Source organism: Geobacillus lituanicus (genome assembly GCF_050994965.1).
Lineage (GTDB): Bacteria > Bacillota > Bacilli > Bacillales > Anoxybacillaceae > Geobacillus > Geobacillus stearothermophilus.
Window position 1 is genome coordinate 341,358 of sequence record NZ_CP194773.1, and the last position, 24,364, is coordinate 365,721.

Annotated in this window: 21 protein-coding genes; 6 read left to right on the forward strand and 15 right to left on the reverse strand. The window is 50.4% G+C overall.

Annotated features, from left to right (window positions below; translation table 11 throughout):
- Nucleotides 1-301: 301 nt before the first annotated feature.
- From ACR1UW_RS01635 to ACR1UW_RS01645, 3 genes are all read left to right on the forward strand, one after another.
- Nucleotides 302-1,120 carry a basic amino acid ABC transporter substrate-binding protein gene (locus ACR1UW_RS01635; protein WP_289651738.1) on the forward strand — a complete coding sequence of 273 codons (819 nt, stop codon included), beginning with the start codon at nucleotides 302-304 and terminating at the stop codon, nucleotides 1,118-1,120.
- Between the two features lie 68 nt (nucleotides 1,121-1,188).
- Nucleotides 1,189-1,845, forward strand: coding sequence for an amino acid ABC transporter permease (locus tag ACR1UW_RS01640; RefSeq protein WP_011232918.1), 657 nt, complete (start codon nucleotides 1,189-1,191; stop codon nucleotides 1,843-1,845).
- Nucleotides 1,842-2,564 carry an amino acid ABC transporter ATP-binding protein gene (locus ACR1UW_RS01645; RefSeq protein ID WP_289651739.1) on the forward strand — a complete coding sequence of 241 codons (723 nt, stop codon included), beginning with the start codon at nucleotides 1,842-1,844 and terminating at the stop codon, nucleotides 2,562-2,564. Before ACR1UW_RS01640 ends, ACR1UW_RS01645 begins: the two co-directional genes overlap by 4 nt.
- 220 nt (nucleotides 2,565-2,784) lie before the next feature.
- On the opposite strand, the gene ACR1UW_RS01650 is transcribed toward ACR1UW_RS01645, so the two are convergent.
- From ACR1UW_RS01650 to ACR1UW_RS01680, 7 genes are all read right to left on the reverse strand, one after another.
- On the reverse strand, nucleotides 2,785-4,032 hold the full coding sequence (locus tag ACR1UW_RS01650) for an RNA-guided endonuclease InsQ/TnpB family protein (RefSeq protein ID WP_047819116.1): 1,248 nt from the start codon (nucleotides 4,030-4,032) through the stop codon (nucleotides 2,785-2,787).
- A 173-nt stretch (nucleotides 4,033-4,205) separates the two neighbouring features.
- Entirely contained in the window at nucleotides 4,206-4,505 is a 300-nt protein-coding gene (gene qoxD, locus ACR1UW_RS01655; RefSeq protein WP_011232920.1) for a cytochrome aa3 quinol oxidase subunit IV, read from the reverse strand.
- Nucleotide 4,506: 1 nt separating this feature from the next.
- A complete protein-coding gene (gene qoxC / locus ACR1UW_RS01660; RefSeq protein WP_015376112.1) occupies nucleotides 4,507-5,121 on the reverse strand; it encodes a cytochrome aa3 quinol oxidase subunit III in 615 nt (204 codons plus the stop codon).
- Nucleotides 5,122-5,124: 3 nt separating this feature from the next.
- Nucleotides 5,125-7,071 carry a cytochrome aa3 quinol oxidase subunit I gene (gene qoxB, locus ACR1UW_RS01665; RefSeq protein WP_042381203.1) on the reverse strand — a complete coding sequence of 649 codons (1,947 nt, stop codon included), beginning with the start codon at nucleotides 7,069-7,071 and terminating at the stop codon, nucleotides 5,125-5,127.
- 17 nt (nucleotides 7,072-7,088) lie between these two features.
- Nucleotides 7,089-7,985 carry a cytochrome aa3 quinol oxidase subunit II gene (gene qoxA / locus ACR1UW_RS01670; RefSeq protein WP_289651740.1) on the reverse strand — a complete coding sequence of 299 codons (897 nt, stop codon included), beginning with the start codon at nucleotides 7,983-7,985 and terminating at the stop codon, nucleotides 7,089-7,091.
- A 281-nt stretch (nucleotides 7,986-8,266) separates the two neighbouring features.
- On the reverse strand, nucleotides 8,267-8,977 hold the full coding sequence (locus ACR1UW_RS01675; RefSeq protein WP_289651741.1) for a TrmH family RNA methyltransferase: 711 nt from the start codon (nucleotides 8,975-8,977) through the stop codon (nucleotides 8,267-8,269).
- A 266-nt stretch (nucleotides 8,978-9,243) separates the two neighbouring features.
- Nucleotides 9,244-10,632: a DUF8451 domain-containing protein gene (locus ACR1UW_RS01680; protein ID WP_289651742.1), complete on the reverse strand. Its 1,389-nt coding sequence runs from the start codon at nucleotides 10,630-10,632 to the stop codon at nucleotides 9,244-9,246.
- A gap of 186 nt (nucleotides 10,633-10,818) precedes the next feature.
- Between ACR1UW_RS01680 and ACR1UW_RS01685 the strand changes: the two genes are divergently transcribed.
- Both ACR1UW_RS01685 and manA read left to right on the forward strand, forming a co-directional pair.
- Nucleotides 10,819-12,345 (forward strand): FAD-dependent oxidoreductase, encoded by a 1,527-nt coding sequence (locus ACR1UW_RS01685; RefSeq protein WP_498934385.1) that lies wholly within the window; start codon nucleotides 10,819-10,821, stop codon nucleotides 12,343-12,345.
- A 191-nt stretch (nucleotides 12,346-12,536) separates the two neighbouring features.
- A complete protein-coding gene (gene manA, locus ACR1UW_RS01690) occupies nucleotides 12,537-13,499 on the forward strand; it encodes a mannose-6-phosphate isomerase, class I (RefSeq protein WP_289651744.1) in 963 nt (320 codons plus the stop codon).
- Between the two features lie 564 nt (nucleotides 13,500-14,063).
- On the opposite strand, the gene ACR1UW_RS01695 is transcribed toward manA, so the two are convergent.
- Nucleotides 14,064-15,218 carry a glycerate kinase gene (locus ACR1UW_RS01695; RefSeq protein WP_289666524.1) on the reverse strand — a complete coding sequence of 385 codons (1,155 nt, stop codon included), beginning with the start codon at nucleotides 15,216-15,218 and terminating at the stop codon, nucleotides 14,064-14,066.
- A 716-nt stretch (nucleotides 15,219-15,934) separates the two neighbouring features.
- On the opposite strand from ACR1UW_RS01695, the gene ACR1UW_RS01700 reads away from it, so the two are divergent.
- Complete coding sequence (locus ACR1UW_RS01700; RefSeq protein WP_498934387.1) at nucleotides 15,935-17,173, forward strand: GGDEF domain-containing protein; 1,239 nt, start codon at nucleotides 15,935-15,937, stop codon at nucleotides 17,171-17,173.
- A 372-nt stretch (nucleotides 17,174-17,545) separates the two neighbouring features.
- Here ACR1UW_RS01700 and rlmH read toward each other — a convergent pair whose 3' ends face one another.
- The 7 genes from rlmH to walK form a co-directional block, all read right to left on the reverse strand.
- Entirely contained in the window at nucleotides 17,546-18,025 is a 480-nt protein-coding gene (gene rlmH, locus ACR1UW_RS01705) for a 23S rRNA (pseudouridine(1915)-N(3))-methyltransferase RlmH (protein ID WP_020754209.1), read from the reverse strand.
- An 83-nt stretch (nucleotides 18,026-18,108) separates the two neighbouring features.
- A complete protein-coding gene (locus ACR1UW_RS01710; RefSeq protein ID WP_020754210.1) occupies nucleotides 18,109-18,261 on the reverse strand; it encodes a CxxH/CxxC protein in 153 nt (50 codons plus the stop codon).
- A gap of 59 nt (nucleotides 18,262-18,320) precedes the next feature.
- Entirely contained in the window at nucleotides 18,321-19,538 is a 1,218-nt protein-coding gene (locus tag ACR1UW_RS01715; protein WP_050368739.1) for a S1C family serine protease, read from the reverse strand.
- A gap of 101 nt (nucleotides 19,539-19,639) precedes the next feature.
- Entirely contained in the window at nucleotides 19,640-20,434 is a 795-nt protein-coding gene (locus ACR1UW_RS01720) for an MBL fold metallo-hydrolase (RefSeq protein WP_063329673.1), read from the reverse strand.
- A gap of 6 nt (nucleotides 20,435-20,440) precedes the next feature.
- The gene (locus ACR1UW_RS01725; RefSeq protein ID WP_033008870.1) at nucleotides 20,441-21,226 is read right to left on the reverse strand and encodes a two-component system regulatory protein YycI; all 786 of its coding nucleotides are present in this window, start codon (nucleotides 21,224-21,226) and stop codon (nucleotides 20,441-20,443) included.
- Entirely contained in the window at nucleotides 21,213-22,541 is a 1,329-nt protein-coding gene (locus ACR1UW_RS01730) for a YycH family regulatory protein (RefSeq protein WP_498934391.1), read from the reverse strand. The genes ACR1UW_RS01725 and ACR1UW_RS01730 overlap by 14 nt, the downstream gene beginning before the upstream one ends.
- Nucleotides 22,534-24,363, reverse strand: a complete 1,830-nt coding sequence (walK, locus tag ACR1UW_RS01735; protein WP_498934393.1) for a cell wall metabolism sensor histidine kinase WalK — start codon at nucleotides 24,361-24,363, stop codon at nucleotides 22,534-22,536. Before walK ends, ACR1UW_RS01730 begins: the two co-directional genes overlap by 8 nt.
- Nucleotide 24,364: the final 1 nt, after the last annotated feature.

Consider the following 24,364-nt stretch of genomic DNA (forward strand, 5'->3'; position numbering starts at 1 on the left):
GACAAAACCTTTGCCAACTCTACCCTCTTCCTGGTATAATATTCTGTAAATTCAAAATCAATCGTTTATGTCTTTTTATACATAAAAAATTATTTTATAAAAATGCACACGAAATGATATTAGCCATATGCCCTTCAGTTAATTTGGCGAAAAACATTGAAAAATGCGCCTTTTCCCCATTTATACGGCGGTGCCAAAATGTTCAAACAATTATTTTTATAAAACCTATTGCATAATAACAAAAATATTGATAGTATGATAATCGTTCATCGACAATGATTCCAAAGGGGGATTTTATAGGATGTTAAAAATGAAGAAAGGTTTGATCGTAGCGGTCGTTGCTGTGTTGTTTATGGCGCTCGCCGCTTGTGGCAAGTCGACAGAAACAAGCTCTCCGTCAGGCGCTGAAAAAGAAGGGAAGCAAAAAATCACCGTCGGGACGGACGCGGCGTTTGCGCCATTTGAATATATGCAAAAAGGGAAAATTGTTGGGTTTGACACCGACCTTTTGGATGCGGTGATGAAAGAAGCCGGCTTGGATTATGAATTAAAAAACATCGGCTGGGATCCGCTGTTCGCTTCGCTGCAAAGCAAAGAAATCGACATGGGCATTTCCGGCATTACGATTACGGACGAGCGGAAACAATCTTATGATTTCTCAGCTCCGTACTTTGAAGCAACACAAGTCATCTTAGTCAAACAAGGCAGCCCGGTGAAAAACGCCCTTGACTTAAAAGGGAAAACGATCGGCGTTCAAAACGCGACAACCGGTCAAGAAGCTGCGGAGAAGCTATTTGGCAAAGGCGATCATATTAAAAAATTCGAAACGAGTGTTGTTGCCATTATGGAACTGCTAAACGGCGGTGTTGATGCTGTCATCACGGACAACGCGGTGGCAAACGAATACGTGAAAAACAATCCCAATAAAAAACTGCAAGTCATTGAGGATCCAAAAAACTTCGCTTCAGAATATTATGGTATGATCTTCCCAAAAAACAGCGAATTGAAAGCAAAAGTGGACGAAGCATTAAAAAACGTCATCAACAGCGGCAAATACACTGAAATCTATAAAAAATGGTTTGGAAAAGAACCGAAGCTTGATCGATTAAAACAACAATAAGCGTGCGAACAAAGAAAATGCGTAACTACCCGCAAGTTACGCATTTTTCTTAGAGAAAGGTGAGATCGATGGATTTTCGTTTTGATATTATTGTTGAATACGCCCCTTACTTTTGGCAAGGGCTGCTCGTAACGATCGGCGTATCATTAGCCGGCATCGTGTTCGGCCTCATTCTCGGCCTGTTCATCGGCCTTGGCAAAATGTCGTCCAACCCGATTATTCGTTTGCCGTTTTCGTGGTACATTAACTTTTTCCGCGGTACGCCGCTTGTCGTGCAAATTTTGCTCGTCCATTTCGGCGCCATGCCGCTCTTTTTCGCCCAGCCAAATGCCGTCGCTTCCCTGGCCGTCTCGCTGTCGCTCAACTCGGCCGCGTATGTGGCCGAGATTTTCCGCGCCGGCATCCAGTCGATCGACAAAGGGCAAATGGAAGCGGCCCGCTCGCTTGGGATGACGCATGCGCAGGCGATGCGCTACATTATTTTGCCGCAGGCGTTAAAGCGAATGATTCCGCCGTTTGCGAACGAGTTTATCGTCTTAATTAAAGATTCGTCGCTTGGGATGGTCATCGCCGCCCCGGAAATCATGTATTGGGGGAAAGCGGCCGCGGGTGAGTATTACCGCGTTTGGGAGCCGTATTTAACAGTGGCGTTCATCTATTTGCTCTTAACGCTTTCGTTAAGCAAACTGTCACACTATCTTGAAAGGAAGTATTCGACCCAATGATTGACGTACGCCAGCTGAAAAAATCGTTCGGTTCGCTCCAAGTTTTAAAAGGAATCGATGTCCATATTCGCGAAGGAGAAGTCGTGGTCGTCATCGGCCCATCGGGGTCGGGAAAATCGACGTTTTTACGCTGTTTAAACTTGCTTGAGGATTTCGATGAAGGTGAAATTATTATTGACGGCATTAATTTAAAGGCGAAAGACACGAACTTAAATAAAGTGCGGGAAGAAGTCGGAATGGTGTTCCAGCGCTTTAACTTGTTTCCGCATATGACGGTGCTGAACAATATCACGCTGGCACCGATGAAAGTGCGGAAATGGCCGCGTGAAAAAGCGGAAGCGAAGGCGATGGAGCTGCTCGCCAAAGTCGGGCTGCAAGACAAAGCGCACGTCTACCCGGACTCCCTCTCCGGTGGGCAGGCGCAGCGCGTCGCCATCGCCCGGGCATTGGCCATGGAACCGAAAATCATGCTGTTTGACGAGCCGACGTCAGCGCTTGACCCGGAAATGGTCGGGGAAGTGCTCTCGGTCATGAAGCAGCTGGCCAATGAAGGGATGACGATGGTCGTCGTCACCCACGAGATGGGCTTTGCCCGTGAAGTCGGCGACCGCGTCCTGTTTATGGACGGCGGCTACATTGTCGAGGAAGGGAAGCCGGAAGACTTGTTCGACCGTCCGCAGCATGAGCGGACGAAAGCGTTTTTATCAAAAGTGCTGTAAAACGTCGTCTTGCCTGTTTGAGGCAAGACGACTTTTTTAGGCACATATCATGCCCCCTATAATGCAACCACGTTGCCTCTCCATCTCTTCAATGTTCCGTCAACGGCTCCCCCATTTCAGGCATCTATGACACCACAAAAGCTCTTCTGAACGTGAACTACCCCCACTTAATTTTCTAGCGAAAATTTGAAGTGGAGGCTTCCAAAGAAGTTTGACTGCTTCAAGCAATCCTTATTCTTTGAGGCGTGTCCACTTCGCCGCTAGAGCATAAGACACTCAGGTCTACAGCTTTACTTTTCTTTAAGATGTTTAATGCGCCATTGACATCAGCATTAATTAGTTTGCCAGACTTTGTTCGATACAAACCGCGCTTAATACGTTTGCCGCTGAACTTATATTCTTTTGGATTGTCGGCATTATATTCAGGAATCTCATCGCCGTCAAAAAAGCTGGCTTGAGACGTATATGATTCTTCCTGTTTCAAGAATTCAATGCCGTAAAATTCACAAAGATATTCTAGTTTTTCTTTTATGTTACCGAGAGGAATATTGACAAAGTTTTGATTTGTCTTTTTTCCTAGATTCATATTGCGTTGCCATGTTTCCGCATAGCCAATGACAAGTTTGCCAATTTGATTTTCAATACAGTAGTTAATGATGTAACGGCAAGTCTTGTTGATATAATCATTCACTTTATTATTGCGATTCATAGCAAGCAAAGCCTGTTTACGAGTGGTGCCTTTGATTTTTTGCTTATCTTTTATGCTTTGAAGTCTGGCATTTTCTTTGTTAAACCATTGATTTATACTTTTTAATCTCCGCCCATCAATGATGAATGATCTGCCGTCTGATGTGACACAAGTGGCAAGATTGTTTAATCCTAAATCAATGGCCAGTGCTTTTTGGTCGTTTAATTCTCTTTGATCTTCAGGCATTTCATATTTGTACTGAATCTCAAAGAACCTGGCATGATGCTTAGGAATGATTTCAATCTGCTTAATCTTTTTGTCCAGTAACACAGGCGGAATCGTTATCGTGATAGGCTTGTGAGTCTTTTTAAATAGGCGAGAATACGGTATTGTGAATTTGTTGCCGTCTATACGAATCTGGCCAATGATCAGTGAATGAAAGCCATCTTTTTTAAGATATTTTGGAATACTGATAGCCTTGTAGTCATATTTTCCTTGTTTGGCAAGACTGATCAAACCAAAGAAAGATTTAAAGGCTTCATTGACCTTTTTTAAAATTTGCTGTGCCATGTTGCTGTTTAACAGCTTATAGTTTTCGTTAGTTTTTGCAAGATGATAATTTTTCTCATAATTAAGAAATTCCTTGTGTTCAAAATAGTATTGTCTGACATTGTACAATCCGACGTTGTACATGTTCTTGGCAATATGGCACAGTTCTCGAAGAGTCAAGTATTCTTCTTTGGTCAAACCATTTAGCTGTTGTTTGATACAAAAATACATGTTTTCACCTCCCATCTAACTATATTATACTATATTTTACTGAATCTATCCTATTTTCAGCAAAATATAGTTAAGGCGATTCATCTCCCACTTACTCCGCTTCGCTTTGTTGAAGTGGGAGTCTTCTCGCCTAATTAAGATAAAAAGCCGGCCGAACCCCGGCCAGCCTCGCTTTACAACACAAACTGCATCACCCAAATCGAACCGGCGACAACGACAACAGCAATAAAGAAGCTGTATACCATGTTGAACGTTTGCACTTTGCCGCTGTCGCTTTCGTTGACGTGCATGAATAGAAACAGCTGCAAGCTCGCTTGGATGATCGCGAACAAGACGATGATGACGATCACGGCTTTAAGCGGCAGCCCAGACGAGAGCGCCACCCAAAGAGCCGCAAACGTCAAGACGAGCGACAACAAAAACCCAATGATATGTTTCCACGGAAATGATTCGCGATGGCTGTTTGCGCCCATGTTAGATCACCATCCCTAACAAATAGACGAGCGTGAAGATGAAAATCCAAACGACGTCTAAAAAGTGCCAATACAAACTGACGATAAACACTTTGCGCGCCGTTTTCGGCGTAAAGCCGCGCTGGAGGAGCTGGATGATGATCAAAATCATCCAGCCAATTCCTACACTGACGTGGGCGCCGTGCGTGCCGACGAGCACGAAAAAGCTTGATAAAAATGCGCTCGTCTGCATCGTCGCTCCTTCATGGACGTAATGGATGAACTCGCGAATTTCAACCGTAATAAACCCCACCCCAAGCAGAAGCGTCACGAGCAGCCAGGCAATCAGCCCGCTCATGCGGCCGCGGCGCATTTCAAAAATGGCCAACCCACATGTGAAACTGCTCGTCAACAGCAACAACGTTTCGATCAAAACGTCTTTTACCTCAAACAGCTCCGCTGCCGTCGGCCCCGAGCCGGTCCGTTGGAACAAGACGAGATACGTCGCAAACAGCGTCGCAAACAGCGCGACTTCCGCCCCGAGGAAAATCCAGAAACCCAATATGTTCAACCGACTTTCTTGCGTCCGATACTCCAGCGGCACCGTTTCCTCATAGCGATGTGCAGCTTCTCCCATTCGTCACGCCCCCTTCCGCGCCGCTCGTTCCATCCGTTTGATTTCGTCAACCGGAATATGGTAGCCATCATCGTCTTCAAATGAGCGGAGAATCAATCCAAGCACAATGAACAACGCACCAACGATAGCCAACGCAAACCACTTGAACACAAGGCCGAACCCGGCGACGAAAAACGCCACCGACATCCAAAACGGGCGTCCTGAGTTGCTTGGCATATGGATCGGCTTCAAGTCTTCTTCTTTCACGTGGAAGCCGCCATACTTTTTCTTCATCACCCAATACGCGTCCACATCTTCGACAACCGGCGTCACCGGGAAATTGTAATGCACCGGCGGCGACGCGGTCGCCCACTCAAGCGTCCGTCCGTTCCACGGGTCGCCGGTCATGTCGCGCTCGCCGTAGCGGGCGCTGTAATAAATGTTGTAACAAAGCACGATAAACCCGATGCCCATCAACACCGCCCCGACCGTCGCGACGACGTTGAGCGGCGTCCAGCCGAGACCAGCCGAGTACGTGTACATGCGGCGCGTCATCCCCATCAACCCTAGGAAATACATCGGGAAGAAGCAGATGTTAAAGCCGATCATAAACAGCCAAAACGTCCACTTGCCAAGCCGTTCATTCAAGATATGGCCGAACATTTTCGGATACCAATAATGCAAACCGGCAAAGCAGGCGAACACCGTACCCGCGATCAACACGTAATGGAAATGGGCAATCAGAAAATAGCTGTTATGGTATTGATAATCGGCCGCCGCCATCGCCAACATAACCCCCGTCACGCCGCCGATGACGAAGTTCGGAATGAACGCCAGCGACCAAAGCATCGCCGTCGTAAAGCGGATCTTCCCTTTTCGGAGCGTAAACAGCCAGTTAAAAATTTTCACCCCGGTCGGAATGGCGATCGCCATCGTCGTGATCGAGAAGGCAGAGTTCACGGCCGGCCCTGCGCCCATCGTAAAGAAGTGGTGCACCCAGACGATAAAGCTTAAAAACGCAATGCCCACGATCGAACCGACCATCGCCTTATAACCGAACAGCCGTTTCTGCGCAAACGTGCTGACCACTTCCGAGAAAATGCCGAACGCCGGCAAAATGACGATATACACTTCCGGATGGCCCCAAATCCAGAACAAGTTCGCCCAGAGCATCGACATGCCGCCGTTGGCCATCGTGAAAAACTGCGTATCAAACAGCCGGTCAAACGTCATGAGCGCCAAGGCGACCGTCAACACCGGGAAGGCGAAAATAATGAGCACGCATGTGATGAGAATCGTCCACGTAAACATCGGCATGCGCATCAACGTCATGCCCGGCGCACGCATTTTCAAAATCGTCACCAAAAAGTTGATCCCCGTCATCAACGTCCCGATTCCCGAAATTTGCAGGGCAACCGCATAGTAGTTGTTGCCAACGCCATGGCTGAACTCATTCCCCGCGAGCGGGAAATACGCCGTCCAGCCGGCGTCCGGCGATCCGCCGATGACAAAGGAAATGTTAAACAGCATGGCCCCGAAGAAAAAGAGCCAAAAACTTAACGCGTTCAAATACGGAAACGCGACGTCGCGCGCCCCAATTTGCAGCGGAACGACGATGTTCATCAAGCCGATGATGAACGGCATCGCCATAAACAAAATCATAATCGTCCCGTGCGTCGTAAAAATTTCATTGTAGTGCTGGGCATCAAGAAATTTCATATTCGGAGCCGTCAGCTGCGCCCGCATCAAAAGCGCATCGACGCCGCCGCGGAAGAGCATCAAAACTGCGCAAATAATGTACATGACGCCGATTTTTTTATGGTCGACGGTAGTGAGCCATTCGTTCCACAGCCATTTCCATTTTTTAAAATACGTCAAGACGAACACAATGCCGATTATCGTTAAAACGATCGCGACATCAGCCGCGTAAATGAGCGGCTCTCCGGTTACGAAAAACTCGCTCCATTTCATGGTCTCTTCCTCCCTTCCTACTCCCCATGATGATGAGCGTCTGTCGCATCGCGGCTGCCATCATCTGCTGATTCATGCTCGGCATGGTGGCTATTTTGCTTCGCATGATCAATCCAGTCTAAATGAGTGTTTGAAAACGTCATCCGGCCGACAAGCCCTGGCTTTAAAATTTGCGCGTACTTGTCCTCATTAAGCTTCGGCGCCGTCGTTTTCACCTCATTCACCCATTGTTTAAAATCTTCACCCGTTTGCGCGACAACCTCAAATTCCATATGTGCGAACTTTTCCCCGGAAAAGTTGGCGCTCCGCCCCATATACGATCCTGGTTTATCAGCTTGTAAAATCAGCTCTGTCTCCATGCCGTCCATCGCATATTTTTGTCCGCCTAGCTCCGGCACCCAAAACGAATTCATCGGTCCGACAGACGTGAGCTTGAATTTGACCGGCACGCCAGCCGGGATATGGACGTAGTTGACCGTTTCAATGTTTTCTTCCGGATAGCTGAAAATCCATTTCCAGTTCGCCGCCGTCACATGAATGGTAATCGGCTCCACCTTGTCTGTCGGCGGTTTCTCCAAAGCAAATGTCGCCTTCACAGTTGGAACAGCAAGCGCGATGACAATCAAAATGGGAATCGCCGTCCAAACGATTTCAAGCAGCGTATTTCCTTCCTCTTCCGGCGGCTCGTAACCGGCGTTTTCCGGCTTTTCGCGATAGCGGATGAGCACAAAAGCAAACAAGGCAAAGACGACAACAATAATAAACAGCATAAAACCGACCGACCACATAATTAAGTCGTATTGCGTCCGCGCCACCGGCCCTTGCGGATTTAACACCGCCGTGCGCTCGACGCAGCCGCCAAGCAAAAGCAAAAACGGCAAAGCTAACATGGCGCGCCATATCGCCTGTTTCATCGCTCTGTATCCCCCTTTATCCGCCCCGGCATCCAGGGCGTCTTCCATCGATATGTCTTTGTTTTCTACCATATCAAAATTGAAAATGTTTGAAACCAACACGCGCAAAAGTTCATAAATCAGCAAAACATTTGTCACAAACTGTTCAATCATTGTTCAAGAAATCGCCACTAGTTTTCCTCGATTAGGGAACTATTGATGGGAAAAGGGATTCAAGGCGGGGAATGCCATAAAAAAACGGCCGGATCCCCACGTTCCAAAAATCCGGCCGTCTCTTGCGTTCAAATGGTATACCCTTGCAGCTCGAGCTGTTTGCGGATGCGCGGATTCAACGTTTGCCACATCCATTGTTTGTAGAGCGCTTTTTTTTCATTAGACGATAAATAATAGCGCGTTCCGGCTTGGCGGCGGGCGCGCTCCGTGACATCGTACAGCGCCAGCGCCGCGGCAACGGAAATGTTAAAGCTTTGGACGAAGCCGTACATCGGGATGACGAACGTCCCGTCTGCGAGTTTCAGCGCCTCATCGGATACGCCGCTATGTTCGTTGCCAAATAAAAGCGCCGTCGGTTTGGATACATCGATGTCGGAAAGAGGAATCGTCCCCTCGCCAAGATAGCTGGCATACACTTGATACCCTTGCTGTTTTAAGTCGTTGATGGCGGTTTCGATATCAGGCTGCCGGTGAAGCGTCAGCCATTGGTCAGCATGGCGCGTCACGAGCCGGTTTGGCGAAAATGGCGCTTTTCCCGTGACGATATGGATGTCTTGAACGCCGAACGCCTCGGCTGTCCGCAGCACCGCTGCCTGATTGTGCGGGTCGTCGACCGCTTCAATCAAAACCGTAATATAACGGGTGCGCTCGTTAAGAACGTCATACATTCGTTTTAATCGTTTCGGCAAAATCATTTCCCAAACCGGACGCGTCTGCTCGGTCAGCAGCCCTTCTTGCTGCAGCTGGGCAAGAAACGTCTTCATGTCCCGTTCTTCCATGTCGATCACCTTCGCTCCGTTCCTCTTCGCCTGTGCTTCCTATTGTACAAAATAGGATGCCGCTGGGCAAAACGGGGCTGACCCAAAAGAGCGGTAATGCTCCTATCTGGGGCGACATAGAAAAATAGACCACCACGAAAAACCCGGTAAAACCGAGGATTTCAGAGGTGGTCTCTTTCACATACTTCGGTTACATTTCATCAAAAAGGGACTTTTGAGTCAGCTCCGTTTCCTTTTCATTTGTTGGCAACTGCACAACCCGTCCCTCATCTTTCTTTGACGCCGATGTACGCCTGGCGCGGGTGGTTCGGCTGATCCGGATATTTCAATCGGATTTTCCCTTCGTCGACCAGCTTCCCTAAGTAGTTGGTGCGCAGCCCATCCGGCGTCCGTTCCAACAGCGTCGCCAACTCTTTCAGCCGCAGCGGTCGCTCGCAGCACAGGCGGACGATCATCTCTTCCATAACCGCCGGAGCCAACCGCTTTTTTCGACGTGCCAGTTCTGCCATCTCCCACAGCCGCTCATCGATCGCCTCGTTTCTCTCTTCTTCCTCCCTTTCATCAACAGATATAGCATTATTTACGGAGTTTGGTGTTTTATTAACGGAGTTTGCACCTTTATTCACGGAGCATGACGGGATATTTACGGAGTCAACCTCGTTTTTTACGGAGTTCGCCTCCCTATTCAAGGAGTTTGTCGAGTTGTTTACGGAGTTTTGTTCGATAATAACGGAGTTGAGCTCCTTATTTACGTAGTTGACCTCGTTACTTCCGAAGTCCACGTCATGTTGATCCGCACCGTGTTCTATCCATGCTTGTTCTTGCTGTTGCAATGATTCATTGATTTCTGTTTCAATTGTCGCCCCCGCCTCAGCTGGAAACAACAATGGGCATAACGTCACGATCGTGCGGTCTGGATTCGTTTGCTGCAAAATATCGACCGGCTGGACAAGCGCCCGTTCCTGCCAATCATGCATGCGCTTCAAACCGGATCCTGCGCGTTTGCATACATCGATCAACAAAAACATTTTAAAGATGTTCGGGTTGCGCAGATTGCTCATTTGCCCAGCCATGGCAGCTTCGACCGGCAGGCGGAACCGGCCCGGGTTGGCAAATCGAAACGCCCCGTCCTCTTTTTCAACGGTAATGCCGCCTTCTTCCCCGTAATCGGCATGAACGATGGCATTAGCGAGCGCCTCGGCGAGCAGAGCACGCCCTTCCTCAAGCCAAACGTGGCGCTCCAACTCCGCCAACACGCGGAAATAAAAATCATAGGCGTTGCCGGACCACGTTCCATCCTGCGATGTGAACCGCTTCGCCCATCCTGCCGCCTTTGCACCGTCATATTCCCGGTATTCTAAAAAATATTGCGGCAGCACCTCGGTAATGATCCGCTCTTCGCTGAACATCACGAGTCCGGCGAGCGTCAGTCCTTCTTTGCTGCTGTCGCGCAGCTTGCCCCAAGCGCCGATTTTGTATAAAAACTCTTTCGTCTCAAGACTGTTCCATGGATGCCCCGGTTTGGCGCGGGCAAACTGCTCCCGGTAATGGCTGACGGTCTCAAAATTGAGCTCGCTCAAGCTGTAATGCTCTAAAATGAAGCTGTCTGCCAACCCATTGGCGCGTTCATGAAACGAATGTGTATATTTATTCACTCTTGATCTTCCTTTAACATTATTTTTGCAAAACAGTCTTGACCTCTTTTTTTCTATTGTACCATCTTTTATTCTCCTTGCGGACGATTGCCAAAAAAAGAAAAGGGTTGTGGATATGTGGAATAACGGTCCATGGCAAAGAGCAAACTATGGAAAACCACTATTGACAGGCAAGGAGGCATCCGTATGTCATCCCTCCCTTCGGTCATAGAGCCGTATTGGCGTGATTCCGTGCCGCTTCCGTCCTTCCCGAAGCTCGAAGAAGACGTTTCGGTCGACGTCGTGGTTGTAGGCGGCGGCATTTCCGGCATTACAACCGCTTATTTACTGGCGACGCAAGGTGTGCGCGTCGCCCTTCTCGAAGCGGACCGGCTGTTGAACGGAACGACCGGCCATACAACGGCGAAGCTGACTGCCCAGCACGATTTGGTGTACGATGAATTCCTAAACCACTTTGGGGCGGAAAAGGCGCGCCTATATTATGACGCTTGCATGGACGCACTTGGCTTCGTCCGCCGCACGATCGAGCAGCACGGGATCGACTGCGATTTTTGCGAACAAGACGCCTACACATATACGACGTCTTCTTCATCATTACAAAAATTAGTAAAAGAATGGCAAGCGTACGAGCGTCTAGGAATTGACGGCGCTTTTGTCGAATCGATTCCGCTCCCGCTGCCGGTCACAGCGGCCGTCGTGATGAGGAAGCAAGCGCAGTTTCATCCGCTCAAATATTTGGTCAGACTGGTCGAAGCCATCAAACAGGCCGGCGGCATCATTTACGAGCACACGCCGGTCGCCGACATTGAACAAGGAGAGCGGCTGTCCGTCGTGACGCGCAGCAAACGGCGGGTCACATGCGACCACGTCGCCGTCTGTTCCCACTTTCCGTTTTATGACGGCGGATTTTATGTTTCCCGCATGTATGCTGAGCGCTCGTATGTCATTGCCATCACAGCTGCAGAGCCATACCCGGGAGGCATGTACTTGAGCGCCGACAACCCGAAGCGATCGGTCCGTTCCGCAGCGGCAAATGGCGAGACGCTTATTCTCATCGGCGGGGAAAACCATAAGACCGGCCAAGGGGTGCCGACAATGCGCCATTATGAGGCGTTGTCCTCGTTCGCCTCGCAGTTGTTTACGGTAAAAGACATTCGTTACCGTTGGTCGGCCCAAGACTTGACGACGCTTGATAAAGTGCCATATATCGGCCCGATGACGGCAGGGACGCCAAACATTTATGTCGCGACAGGGTACCGGAAGTGGGGGATGACAAACGGCACAGCGGCGGGGATGATGTTGTCCGACCTCATTCTCGGCCGCGACAACCGGTATCGCGACTTGTACTCTCCGTCGCGCTTTTACGCCGACCCGAGCGTGCGGCAATTTTTCACGACAAACCTCGATGTCGCCAAACACTTGATCGTTGGAAAAATCGAACTAGCTGTTCGCCAGCCGCAAGATTTGGCGCGCGGAGAAGGGGCGGTCGTCTTGGTCAACGGGAAACGGGCGGGCGCCTATAAGGACGAAGCGGGAACGCTTCATGTCGTTGATACGACGTGCACCCATATGGGCTGCGAGCTGGAGTGGAACAGCGGCGACAAGACGTGGGACTGTCCATGCCATGGCTCGCGCTTCTCGATCGATGGCGATGTGATCGAAGGACCGGCGAAACAGCCGCTCGCGTGCATTGAACTTGATGACGTGAAGTGACGCGCTGACGCGAGACGGCGGCGCATGCAGAACATCGTTGCAGTGGACATGTCGACCTTGAGTTCCAATGGGGGTTGGGAGCGTATGTTCCTAACCCCCTTATCGTTTTCATTTGCCGATCGCGCATTTCGTGATAAGATGAAAATGAGAGTGGACTGTACGTTGTATGATGTTTTCGGGAGGGATGACGCATGGACTTTGAACCGATTTTTCTCACCCCTGTCTTCCAAGAACGGATTTGGGGCGGCATGAAGCTCGCCGAACGATTCGGCTACGACATTCCGTCTTCGCAAACAGGGGAATGCTGGGCGGTGTCCGCCCATCCGCACGGACAGACAGTCGTCGCCCGTGGACCGTTTGCCGGGATGACGCTTGGTCAATTATGGGAGGAACGCCGCGATTTGTTCGGCCACTTCCCGTCTGATCGCTTTCCGCTGTTGACGAAAATTTTGGACGCCAACGCCGACTTGTCCGTCCAAGTCCACCCGGACGATGAATACGCCAAAACGCATGAAGGCGGAGAGCTCGGCAAAACGGAATGTTGGTACATCATCGATTGCAAGCCGGGCGCTGAGCTCATTTACGGCCATTACGCCGAGACGAAGGAGCAGCTGCGCGCCATGATGGAGGCGGGGGAGTGGGAGCGCTTGCTCCGGAAAGTGCCGATCCGCCCGGGCGACTTCTTCTATGTCCCAAGCGGCACGATCCACGCCCTTTGCGAAGGAACGCTCGTCCTCGAGACGCAGCAAAGCTCGGACACGACATACCGCGTCTACGACTACGACCGTGTCGACAGCCAAGGGCGCAGGCGGGAGCTTCATCTTGACAAAGCAATAGATGTCACGACTGTCCCGCACCGCGACATCGACATCCGCCCCCATGTCGCCGAATTCCCGGGCGCGACTGTGACGACATTCGTGGAAGGCGACTACTTCGGCGTCCAAAAATGGGACGTCCGCGGCGCGTTCGAATCAGAGCAGGCAAAACCGTTTCTCATCGTCAGCATCCTCGAAGGCGAAGGCGAGCTTGTCCGCAAAGGACAGACATACTTGCTTCGCCGGGGCGACCATTTCATTTTGCCGCATCAATTCGGCCGTTTCACCATTCGCGGCTCCCTCCAGGCGATCGCGTCGTGGCCGCGGACAGGCAAATAAACGACTGACTTCCTCAACCAATGGGTTGCAACATACAAAAAAGGTGTCCTCTTGCCTTTGGGACACCTTTTTCTATTGTCCACCCGAGAAGGGGACGGCTGAACAGAACATGCCGTTCAACAATAGGATTTCACCCGTCAACTACCCCCACTTAGCTAACGCTTGAAGTGGGGGCTTGCAACTCCCCAGAAGTACAAGCGGACTTCGTCCTCCTTCCTTGACTTGGGGTTGCATCAGGGCAGGTTGACAACTACCCAACGACGCAGGTCATGCCTGCATCGTTACCGATTCTCTCGGTGTGTCTGTTGGCAGTACTTGGCTTCCACACACAACAGACGGATCTACGCTCGATGTTTTACGGTTACAACGTTTCCTGTAACCAACTCCATACATCGAGTAGCAGTTATTGGAGTGCCTTTATTAAACGGTTTTCTCCACGCCTTTATTATATCATACACAAAAGAAAAGGGGAACGCGCATTCCTCTCCCACTTACTCCCTTTGGTCGTTGAAGTGGGAGTCTCCTGCGCGAAATAGGATGAAGAAATCCCATCATCTTCCCCGCTTAGGAGAAAGATGTCCCTTTCATTTGACCGAGACGATACACAGAGGCAATATGCCGCGCCGTTTGCGTCACATACTGTTCCGCCTGCTCGAACGCTTTCTCAAGCGGAATGACGCCGGGAACAATTGTAAAGAGGGCGTCAATGCCATGGTCTAAGACGACCGCACTGTCGTCGCCCAGCGATCCGGCGATGCCGATGACCGGGACGCCGAACTGTTTCGCCGTTTTGGCGACACCGATCGGCGTTTTTCCGAATATCGTCTGTCCGTCGATCCGTCCTTCACCGGTAATGACTAAATCGGCGCCTTTGACGCGCTTCGCGAGCTGAACCGTCTCGATCACAATATCAACGCCGCGCTTCAGCTCAGCCGGGAGAAACGCAAGCAGCCCCGCTCCCAAGCCTCCGGCCGCGCCGGCGCCGGGAATGTCGCCGACTTGTTTGCCGAGATCGCGTCGGATGACATCTGCGTAATGCGCCAAATTCCGGTCGAGAACCGCGACCATATCCGGTGTCGCCCCCTTTTGCGGGCCGAAAATGGCGGACGCGCCTCTCGGTCCGGTGAGCGGATTATCGACATCGCACGCGACATCAATGCGCACGTTCTCCAGACGCGGATCGAGCCCGGACAAGTCGATCGACTGCAAATAAGCGAGCGCTCCGCCGCCCGGACCGATGTCCCGGCCGTCTTCGTCCAAAAGCCTTCCCCCAAGCGCCTGCACCATGCCGGCCCCACCGTCGTTCGTCGCACTGCCGCCAATGCCGATAATCAAATGAGTGGCGCCGGCGTCAAGCGCTGCTCGGATCAGTTCTCCCGTCCCCCGTGTCGTCGTCACCAATGGGTTGCGCCGGTCGCGCGGGACAAGGTGCAGCCCCGAGGCAGCCGCCATCTCGATGACCGCTGTCTTCCCGTCGCCAAGCAAACCAAAAAACGCCCGCACCGGCTCGCCGAGCGGCCCGGTCACTTCCGTTTCGACGATGCGGCCGCCGGTCGCATCAACGAGCGACCGCACCGTCCCTTCCCCGCCGTCGGCCATCGGCACCTTAACGTATTCCCCCTCCGGAAACACCGTGCGAAACCCACGCTCGACCGCCTCGGCGACTTCGAGCGCAGAAAGGCTTTCTTTAAATGAATCAGGGGCAATAACGATTTTCATTCTTTTTCCCTCCTCTTTTGTCTCCATCCAAACCTTGAAAACGAAAAGTCATCGGAAACGGCTGTCTTGGCACAAACGATGACAATAGCCTCCACTATAAGTTGTTCGCCAACCGAAGCGCTGCTTCCTTTGAGCGCAAACAAATCGCCAACATACTTACGCCACGAACAAGCCATGGCTGCTCGTAGCCGTCATAAGCGGGAAAAGAGAAGCGCCAAACACCTCAGCCGCCGCAATCGTATTCGGATTCGGCGATATGATATTTCCGGCCTTTCCGTCGCCGACAACGCCGCAATCGCGCTAGCTGTACTGGAAGAACCACCTATGCTTTATCTGCTTCCCTTTTCATTCAGCGAAATAAGCACGATCCAGCTGTATAGTTCACGAAAGAACCGGCATCGATTGGAACCAACTTTCACTCAATATGTGTCAAATTTTGTGGAAAAAAGGCGAAAAACAATGCCATTTCGTCTATTTTCACAATTGTGTATATAGTACTATAATAGATGTAACCATATGTTCGTTTGTTCCAATTGGGAACATCTTGATTCTATAAAAAAGACGGTTTCCAAATTCACCGTTCGCCATCGGCGGCTATAATCCGTATTTTTGCTGAAAGCCACTGGCATGTGAGCAGCCTTCCTTTTCTTTTTTTTGGAATCACTTCATCAACGCCGAAGTTGTCAGAGGTCAGATTTATAGGAGAGAGAGCCGAGATGTTACTCCGAGCACGACCGATGATTTTTGCTGTTTTTTCCGCATCCATTGTTGTTGTTTTTGTGTCAAAACCGCCTTCCTTCGATCGTACATATATGATCGCCTTGCTGTTTTATTGGCTGTTTTCCAGCTTGTATTCGCACTTGCGCGTCGTCGATAAAACAAAAAACAATATCCCGGTTGACTACGGCATCAACTACAGCTTATCGTTCTCCTTGTTTGCTGGCCCACTCGGGCTGCTTATTTTTGAATCGCTGTTTCGCTTGACTGAACATCTGACAAAGAAATATTTAAAAACAGCGGAACCGGATGAATGGCTGCACACGTTGTACAACATCGGCTCATTTGTGACGTTCAACTCATTGGCGTTCGCTCTATACAACCTCCTTAACCCGCTGTTTCAATCCGTTCCGCTTATCGGTTTTTGGCTGCTCGTTTTTCTGCTCGTCGTCATCGTTTCATTGCTGACTGATTGCTGTCTCATCATCGTTTTTTATCTCACCGGCGATATTCGGACACAAGGCGAAGCGCTTGAGTTTATTAAAACAAGAAGCTGGACGGACATGGGAAAAACGGCGCTGACAAATGGTCTGTTATTTCTCTTTTTGCAAGAACAGCGGTGGGATATGCTTTTAAGTTTGTTTTTGCTTAATTACTTTGTCAGTCGCTCGTTTTTTTCCAAATCGCAAAGCATCCGTCATAAACTGGAGCGCGATCAGTTTGAGAAGATGGCGTACACCGATTTTCTCACCGGCGTCCATAACCGCGCCTACATGGACAAAACGATCGCCAAGCTGAATGGAACAGGCGAATGGATCGGCGTTGTCGTCGCAGATATTGACAATTTTAAATCGATTAATGACACGTACAACCACGCTGTTGGCGACGAAGTGATCCGCCATTTTGCCTCGACGTTGAAACAATTTCTTCAGGAAGATGATTTTTTGTTCCGCAGCGGCGGCGAAGAGTTTACGATGTTTTTGCGCCATCGCACGTTTGAAGAGAGCGTCCGGCTTGTCGAGGAGATTCGAGAAGCCGTGCGCCGCAGCACCGTGTTGGTCGATTATATGGCGGCGAAACGTCCCATTGCCTATACGTCATCGTTTGGTCTTTACTTTTGTCAAGCAGAAGGAACGATGTCAATTGAAAAAGCGTACATTTATGCCGACCATTTATTGCTCCGTTCGAAAGAAAGCGGCAAAAATAAAGTATCAGCCCAATGCGGGGGAGTTGCGTGACGGGGCAGCTCCTTTTTGTTTTCTCCGCACCGTCCGGCCTAAGCAAAAACGGCGCAGCCACCATACATTAACGAAAAAATGGGGCTATCCTCGGCTGCACTGCCAAGGCAAACTTCTTCATCCTTTTCAGTAATGGATGACAGAAGAGGAATAGTTCAATAAGGTGGTGAGGGCCCTTTGATTGATCTTGTTACGGCGACTAACGACGCATACCCCTTGCCTCTTGGGGCGATGTTAAAGTCGTTGTTTGCCGATAAAACGTCCGAACATCGTGTCACCATTTATGTATCACACGAAACATTATCGGAACAAAACCAGCTAAACTGAGAAAAAAGTATTAAAAAAACATCCCCCAAAGTAAAAGGGGACGGCTCACTTGTGATACGGCTCCCCCCGGTTGATCCGAAATGCGCGGTAAATCTGCTCGAGCAAAATGAGACGCATGAGCTGGTGAGGAAACGTCATTTTCGAAAACGACAACGCCTCGTCAGCGCGCGCCATCACTTGTTTGCTTAAGCCAAGCGAGCCGCCGATGACGAACACTACCTTGCTTTTGCCATAGGTGGCGAGCTCATCGAGACGGGCGGCAAATTGCTCGGACGATTTCATCTTTCCTTCAATCGCAAGCGCGATGACGTGGGCGTCATGCGGAATTTTCGCCAACAGCCGCTCGCCTTCCCGCTGTCTGATTTGCTCTTCCTCAAGTTCGCTTGCCCGTTCGGAGGTTTTTTCATCGGCGACCTCAATTATCTCAATTTTTGCATATGCGGACAGACGCTTTGTGTACTCATTGATCCCTTGAATTAAATATTTTTCCTTCAATTTGCCCACAGCGGCAATGGAAATATGCACACATCATCCCCACCTTACAAACAACTTATCAACAATATTTATCCACATATACACAACACATATCCACATATTGTGCAAAAACATCAGCATCCTACGGCATAGACAGCCTTTTTCTCGCAAAAACGGCACAGTTTTTCGCTGTTATCCACAAACATGACATCAGGGGCCTGCTCCGTCTCATCCACATATTCGTCAATGGCCATATCGATGTGCTCCTCACATGTGAATATCATCATTCTCGCTCCTTTCCTTGTGGAAAAAAGAAGGAGCGTTTCCGCTCCTCCATCGTTTTCGTTTAATACGACTCACGCGCCAACTTCATCGTGACCGTGCGTTTTTCCCCATCACGATAAAACGTGACTTCCATCCGGTCGCCGATCGATTTTTTCGTATACAAATATTTGCGCAAGTCGAGCACATTGCGGATTTTTTCGCCATCAAGCGCCACGATGACATCAAACTGTTTTAAGCCTGCCTGGGCGGCTGGCGACATCGGCACGACTTGGATGACCGCGGCCCCTTCTGTTACATTCGGCGGCAAATGAAGCGTCGCCTGCAAATGGTACGATGGGATGTCGCTCAGCGAGCGAAGTTCAACGCCCATATATGGACGGCGCACTTGTCCGTATTTTTCCAAGTCCGAAATGATCGGAATGGCTGTGTTGATCGGGATCGCAAATCCGATGCCTTCAACCGCCTCTTGGGCGATTTTCATCGAATTAATGCCAATGACTTGCCCTTTGATGTTGACGAGGGCGCCGCCGCTGTTGCCCGGGTTAATGGCTGCGTCTGTCTGCAATACTTCCGCATTCCAATCCGGAGCGCCGTCCTGGTCCAAGTCAACTTCCACCGTCCGGTTCGTCCCGGAAATAATGCCTTGCGTCACCGACCCGGCGAACTGCAGGCCGAGCGGGTTGCCGATGGCGATGACCGGCTCTCCTGGCTTTACCGCGTCGGAGTCGCCGAACTCAGCCACCTTTTTCACATGCTTTGCATCGATTTCCAGCACAGCCAAGTCCATCAGCACATCGCTGCCCAGCAGCTTCGCCGGCACTCTCGTCCCATCTTTGAGGCTCACTTCGAGCTGACTGGCGTTTTCAACAACATGATGGTTCGTGACGATAAACGCCCGTCCTCCCGCTTTCTTGTAAATGACGCCCGATCCGACGCCAGCCTCGCCTCCTTGCGACCAGAAGCTGGCTTCTTGAATGTTGACAACGCCGACAACCGCATCCGATACTTGGTCGATCGCCTTTGTCACCGCCGTCGTCACATCGACGGAAACGCTTTGCCGAACCGCAGGAGCTTCACTTTCCCCTTCCGGCTCCCCTCGTTCCTCTTGCGACGGCACGACGTCGTACGGGAGGACGTCCCAACGGGAAAGCGCCGGAATGGACATGAGGACGAGCAATCCTCCTAACACAGCGCCGACAAGCGTGGACAAAAACGAACCGCTGCGCCGTTTCCGTCTCGTTTGCCCGTGCGCTTCGTAATGGTCATCGTAATACCCCACATTCACCACCCTTTCCGCATTCGTCTCCATCCCTCATTATAATCATCAATAGAGAAAAAAATCCAACAAACACATTTTCCCCAGTTTAGCCAAAACGCCTCTCATACATACGCCAACGCGGTCGCCCGACGGGGATCGGTGTCGTATAAATGAAAGCGGGCGCCGACTGCCAGCCCTCTTTGTTCCAACATTTGCGCCACAGTCATGCGCGCCAGCTCTTTCATATTGTTATCTTGACTTAAATGAGCCAAATACACTTGTTTTGTCCGCTCCCCGATCACATCGGCAAGCGCCAGCCCTGCTTCCTCGTTCGAAATATGGCCGACATCGCTTAAAATGCGGCGCTTGACGCTCCACGGATACCTCCCCATCCGCAGCATCCCGACGTCGTGGTTGCTTTCAAACACGAACACATCAGCATTTTCGATCGTCTTTTTGATCCGCTCGCTCACGTAGCCGGTGTCGGTGAGCAACGCAAGCTTTTTTCCCCCGTAGTGAAAGACGTAAAACATCGGTTCAGCCGCATCGTGAGAGACGCCAAACGATTCGACATCCACATCGCCGAACGTCCTCACCGCGCCGAGTGGAAAGACAAATTTTTGTTCGGCCGGAATGTCGCCGACGGCCTGTTCCATCGCCCGCCATGTTTTTTCATTCGCATACACAGGCAGGCGGTATTTGCGAGCGAGCACCCCAAGCCCTTTAATGTGGTCGCTATGTTCATGGGTGACAAGCAGCCCATCAAGCTCCTTTGGATGGCGGCCGATTTCGGCAAACAGCTGCTCAAGCTGCCTGCCGCTCAACCCGGCGTCGACGAGCAAGCGTTGGCGGTCCGTTTCAACGTAAAACGCGTTGCCGGTGCTGCCGCTGGCCAGTACACTAAATCGCATCGTCATTCAAGCTCACTCCAACACACTTCCTTCATCGGTAATGACTTGTCCTTCAAACGCATTCACAAAATAATCTTCTTTCCGATTGACGACGATATGCCATGTCGGCGTCAACACTTGGGAAGCGGTAAACTGGACGAGGCCATAGTAGCCAAGCTCCACTTTCGTGACGCGGTCGCCCGGCTGCAAATGCCCTTTCCGGTACAGCGTCTCAAGAGCTTTAATGGCCGGAACGATGTCTTGTTTCCGCTCGTATTTTTCCAAGTCATCGAGCATCGTCTGTTCATAAGAAACCGCTTTTTGCTGCTTATTGACATGAATGATGAGCTTGCTGTTTTCGTTGCCATAAATCATTTTGCCTTCGTACACTTGGTAACAAATTACCGTTCCTTCCCCTTCATCAAATGACCAAAGGGCGTACTGCTCCCCATCCAAAATATAGCGCCGCAAAAACTCGCGCAACTGGTACGGGTCGCTGACATTTAAAGCAATGGGATGGAGAAACGTTCCTTTCAATTTCGTTTCTCCTTCTTCGATTTTTGCTTTTTGCGCGGACAGTTTTTTCGTATCGGCGGCGGTAAACGCTCGGCTTTTGCCGCTGACGTACGCCGCTTTCGTCACTTCTTTCGGCAGCTCCACATACGTGATGCCGTTCGCTTCGAGCTGCTCTTCAATGGTCGTTTCCAAAATGACATCAAGCTGGCTGCTGTTTCGTTTTTCCATAAACTGATACACTAAAAAGCAGTCGAGGATGAGGAACACAATGATGAAAATCGTCTTCGTTTTACTCCAATCCATTCGTTCCCCCTCCTCCGCCGTCCCCATCGTCGCTCACTTTTTTCCACGTTTGCTCGTACAAATAAAACCACGCCGGTTCCAGACGAATCACTTTCTCCCGTTCCGGATCTTTGACGAGCTCGTAGCCGATGGCGATATCTTTCACGAGCGATTTGCGGACGCCTTTCGCTTGTTCAAGCTGTTTGACGATCTCACGGCCGGACGGCAGCGTTTTCGGGGTTCGGGTGCGGTCGGGGATTTCCAGACGGAAGAGCGGGCGCTGATATTTCATTAAATCGCTCGCCCCCCACGTCTCCACGATTTCCGACATGCCGTATTCATTAAAAACCGGATACCCGTTGACAACAAGCCGGAAAATGACTTTCCGATCTTCTTCACTCCAACGGGCAAAATGGTATACATCAGTCCAGCCGCCATGTTCATTGACAAAATCAATGCTTTTTTGAATGAAGTGAGTTTCTTGATCAGTTTGGCCCATATTGGAGACACGGGCTGCCGGATTGACATACAGCAGCATGCGCTGAAGGAAATCGACGTCCATCAGCCGCGAACCATCGGTGTACTCCTCGCCAAACGGAATCAAGTCCTTTTTCACAAAGCTCGGGTCGCTAAACAGCGCTTCTTTAAACTTATCGGCGTCCAACTCATCGGTGTAGTATTGCAAACTGCTAAGCTCCACTTCTTTTTCCGGCAAATAAAGCTGCTTCGTCTCGCTGACCGGATAAGCGAAATAACGGGGAAAATGGTTGGCCTCCTTCGCCAGCCGGCTGATGGCGTCCTGCGAAGCGTCACTGGCGGTCGCCTTATAAATTTTGTGCTTATCGGTTGCGATAAAATAGACTGGGAATTTATCCCCTTCACTGAATGGAACGAGAATGCGGTCAAATGCCAGGCCATCAAGCCCTCTATCTTCCACCGTGAAGATCAACCGGTAAATATCGATCGGCAGCTCGTCTGGGTAAATGATTTCCAGCCGCTCTTTTCCGTCTAAAAACGACAAAAACTTTCCTTGCGGGACGGAAGATGAAATGTTCTCAAAATCGTCGAGCGCCCATTTTTTGACTTCTTTCAGCACTTCATTTTTCTTTTCCTCTTTCGTGAGGGCGTAGTGGGCTCCGCCTTTATGGATGAGCACCTGCTTTGGCTGCACGACCATCGCCGTATCAACTTGCGTATTGCTGACGGAAACGTGCTGAATATACTCGTCGTTTTGCAGCACGTCATATTTAGGATGATACGTCCATAAAGCAAACGTCATCATAATGCTGATGAGCACAAGCGACGTCAACACAACTGTTTTGATCGCTTCATACATCGTACCAGTCATCCTTTTGCTCCCGTTCTAGCGGCAGCGTAAAATAAATCGTCGTCCCTTTATGTTCTTTGCTTTCCGCCCAAATCGTCCCGCCATGGGCGAGCACGACTTCTTTGGCAATGGCCAGTCCGAGGCCGGTGCCGCCCAATTTGCGCGACCGCGCCTTATCGACCCGGTAAAAACGCTCAAAAATTTTCGCCAAATCGGCCTTCGGGATGCCGACCCCTTCGTCGCTGACGCTGACAATGATCTCGTCGGCCAGCTCGCGGACGCGGAACGTGATCGTCCCGCCTTGCGGAGAGTATTTCAACGCATTGGAAATGATGTTGTCCAATACTTGTGTGATTTTGTCCTCATCCACTTCGATGAAAATCGCCTGGCGCGGAATTTTGCGAACGAACCGGATGTTATCGCTTTTTGTCAGTTCAAACCGGTCAATCACTTTATGAAAATAAGCCGAAAAATTGATCCATGTCTTTTTCAGCTTGTAATCTTTGCTGTCGAGCTTCGACAGATGAAGCAAGTCGTTGACAAGCCGGATCATCCGCTCTGTTTCGTTTTGGACGACGTGAATAAACCTTGGCGCAATGTCTTTATCTTGCCAGGCGCCATCCGCCAATGCCTCTAAATAGCTTTTCATTGTCGTCAAGGGCGTGCGCAGCTCATGCGAGACATTGGCGACGAACTGCCGCCGCTCGCGGTCGATTTTTTCTTGCTCGGTGATGTCGTGCAAAACGACAATCAGCCCGTTGACAAACCCACCCTCTTTTTGAATGACCGATAGTGACGCCCGCAAAATGTACAATTCCTCATCGGTGCTGAAATCCAAAATGAGTGAGTCGCGTTCCTCGAGCAGCGTTTCAAACGTATATTGGTCAGCGATGCCGAGCACGTCGACGATCGAACTCGACAGCACTGTTTCACGTGAAACATTCAAAATGTTTAACGCCGCATCATTAATGAGAATGACGCGGCCGCGGCGGTCGGTCGCGATCACGCCATCGGTCATGTGCGTCAACACCGACTCAAGCTTGCGCCGTTCGCCTTCCGTTGTCGCCTGCGCTTCCTGCAGTTTTTTCGTCAAGTTGTTAAAGGTCATCGCCAGCTGGCCGATTTCATCATAGCCGTACACTTTGACTTTGCGGGAAAAATCGCCCCTTGTCATCGCCAGCGCTTGCCGGCGCATATCGGAAATCGGCCGGGTGATGGTGCGCGACAAAAAAATGCCGAGCACGGCGGTAATGACGAGCGCGATCCCCGTCCCAGTCGCCAAAATCATGTTGATTTGCCGCATTTGCGAAAAGACGTTTTCCATTGAGGCAATAACGTAAATGACCCCTTTGACTTCCCCGCTCGTCTTAATCGGAGTCGAGGAAATGTACATACGATGGCCTGTCCTTGAATCAAGCATCATCCGGTCGACAGTTTCGCCGGTGACGAGCGAACGCTTCACGTAAATCTCCGTCGTCCGCTTCCCGACGATGTTTTGCATATACGGATTCGACGTCGCCAACACCTTCCCTTTGGCATCAATGACGCGCACTTCGGAAATATCTTGGGAAACGAAATCATGAAGAAGCGAACGGATGTCTTCTTCCAATGTCGGGTTTTTTTCATCGCGCTCCCGATTCATTGCCTGCTCGACGTTATAGGCGAGCAGCGTCACCCGTTCGTTCAGTGAGTTTTTGAAATTTTGCACAAGCTCCGTTTCCAACTTACGGACAAAATACACGCCGATGATTTGCATGGCGACAAGAATGAGCAGCACATAAATAATAACAAACTTAAAGCGGATCGAACGAAATGGCCCTACTTTTTTCATG

Coding starts and splice junctions, on each gene's coding strand:
- ACR1UW_RS01635 (WP_289651738.1), top strand. CDS start 302: ATGTTAAAAATGAAGAAAGGTTTGATCGTAGCGGTCGTTGCTGTGTTG.
- ACR1UW_RS01640 (WP_011232918.1), top strand. CDS start 1,189: ATGGATTTTCGTTTTGATATTATTGTTGAATACGCCCCTTACTTTTGG.
- ACR1UW_RS01645 (WP_289651739.1), top strand. CDS start 1,842: ATGATTGACGTACGCCAGCTGAAAAAATCGTTCGGTTCGCTCCAAGTT.
- ACR1UW_RS01650 (WP_047819116.1), bottom strand. CDS start 4,032: ATGTATTTTTGTATCAAACAACAGCTAAATGGTTTGACCAAAGAAGAA.
- qoxD (WP_011232920.1), bottom strand. CDS start 4,505: ATGGGCGCAAACAGCCATCGCGAATCATTTCCGTGGAAACATATCATT.
- qoxC (WP_015376112.1), bottom strand. CDS start 5,121: ATGGGAGAAGCTGCACATCGCTATGAGGAAACGGTGCCGCTGGAGTAT.
- qoxB (WP_042381203.1), bottom strand. CDS start 7,071: ATGAAATGGAGCGAGTTTTTCGTAACCGGAGAGCCGCTCATTTACGCG.
- qoxA (WP_289651740.1), bottom strand. CDS start 7,985: ATGAAACAGGCGATATGGCGCGCCATGTTAGCTTTGCCGTTTTTGCTT.
- ACR1UW_RS01675 (WP_289651741.1), bottom strand. CDS start 8,977: ATGGAAGAACGGGACATGAAGACGTTTCTTGCCCAGCTGCAGCAAGAA.
- ACR1UW_RS01685 (WP_498934385.1), top strand. CDS start 10,819: ATGTCATCCCTCCCTTCGGTCATAGAGCCGTATTGGCGTGATTCCGTG.
- manA (WP_289651744.1), top strand. CDS start 12,537: ATGGACTTTGAACCGATTTTTCTCACCCCTGTCTTCCAAGAACGGATT.
- ACR1UW_RS01695 (WP_289666524.1), bottom strand. CDS start 15,218: ATGAAAATCGTTATTGCCCCTGATTCATTTAAAGAAAGCCTTTCTGCG.
- ACR1UW_RS01700 (WP_498934387.1), top strand. CDS start 15,935: ATGTTACTCCGAGCACGACCGATGATTTTTGCTGTTTTTTCCGCATCC.
- ACR1UW_RS01710 (WP_020754210.1), bottom strand. CDS start 18,261: ATGATGATATTCACATGTGAGGAGCACATCGATATGGCCATTGACGAA.
- ACR1UW_RS01720 (WP_063329673.1), bottom strand. CDS start 20,434: ATGACGATGCGATTTAGTGTACTGGCCAGCGGCAGCACCGGCAACGCG.
- ACR1UW_RS01725 (WP_033008870.1), bottom strand. CDS start 21,226: ATGGATTGGAGTAAAACGAAGACGATTTTCATCATTGTGTTCCTCATC.
- ACR1UW_RS01730 (WP_498934391.1), bottom strand. CDS start 22,541: ATGTATGAAGCGATCAAAACAGTTGTGTTGACGTCGCTTGTGCTCATC.
- walK (WP_498934393.1), bottom strand. CDS start 24,363: ATGAAAAAAGTAGGGCCATTTCGTTCGATCCGCTTTAAGTTTGTTATT.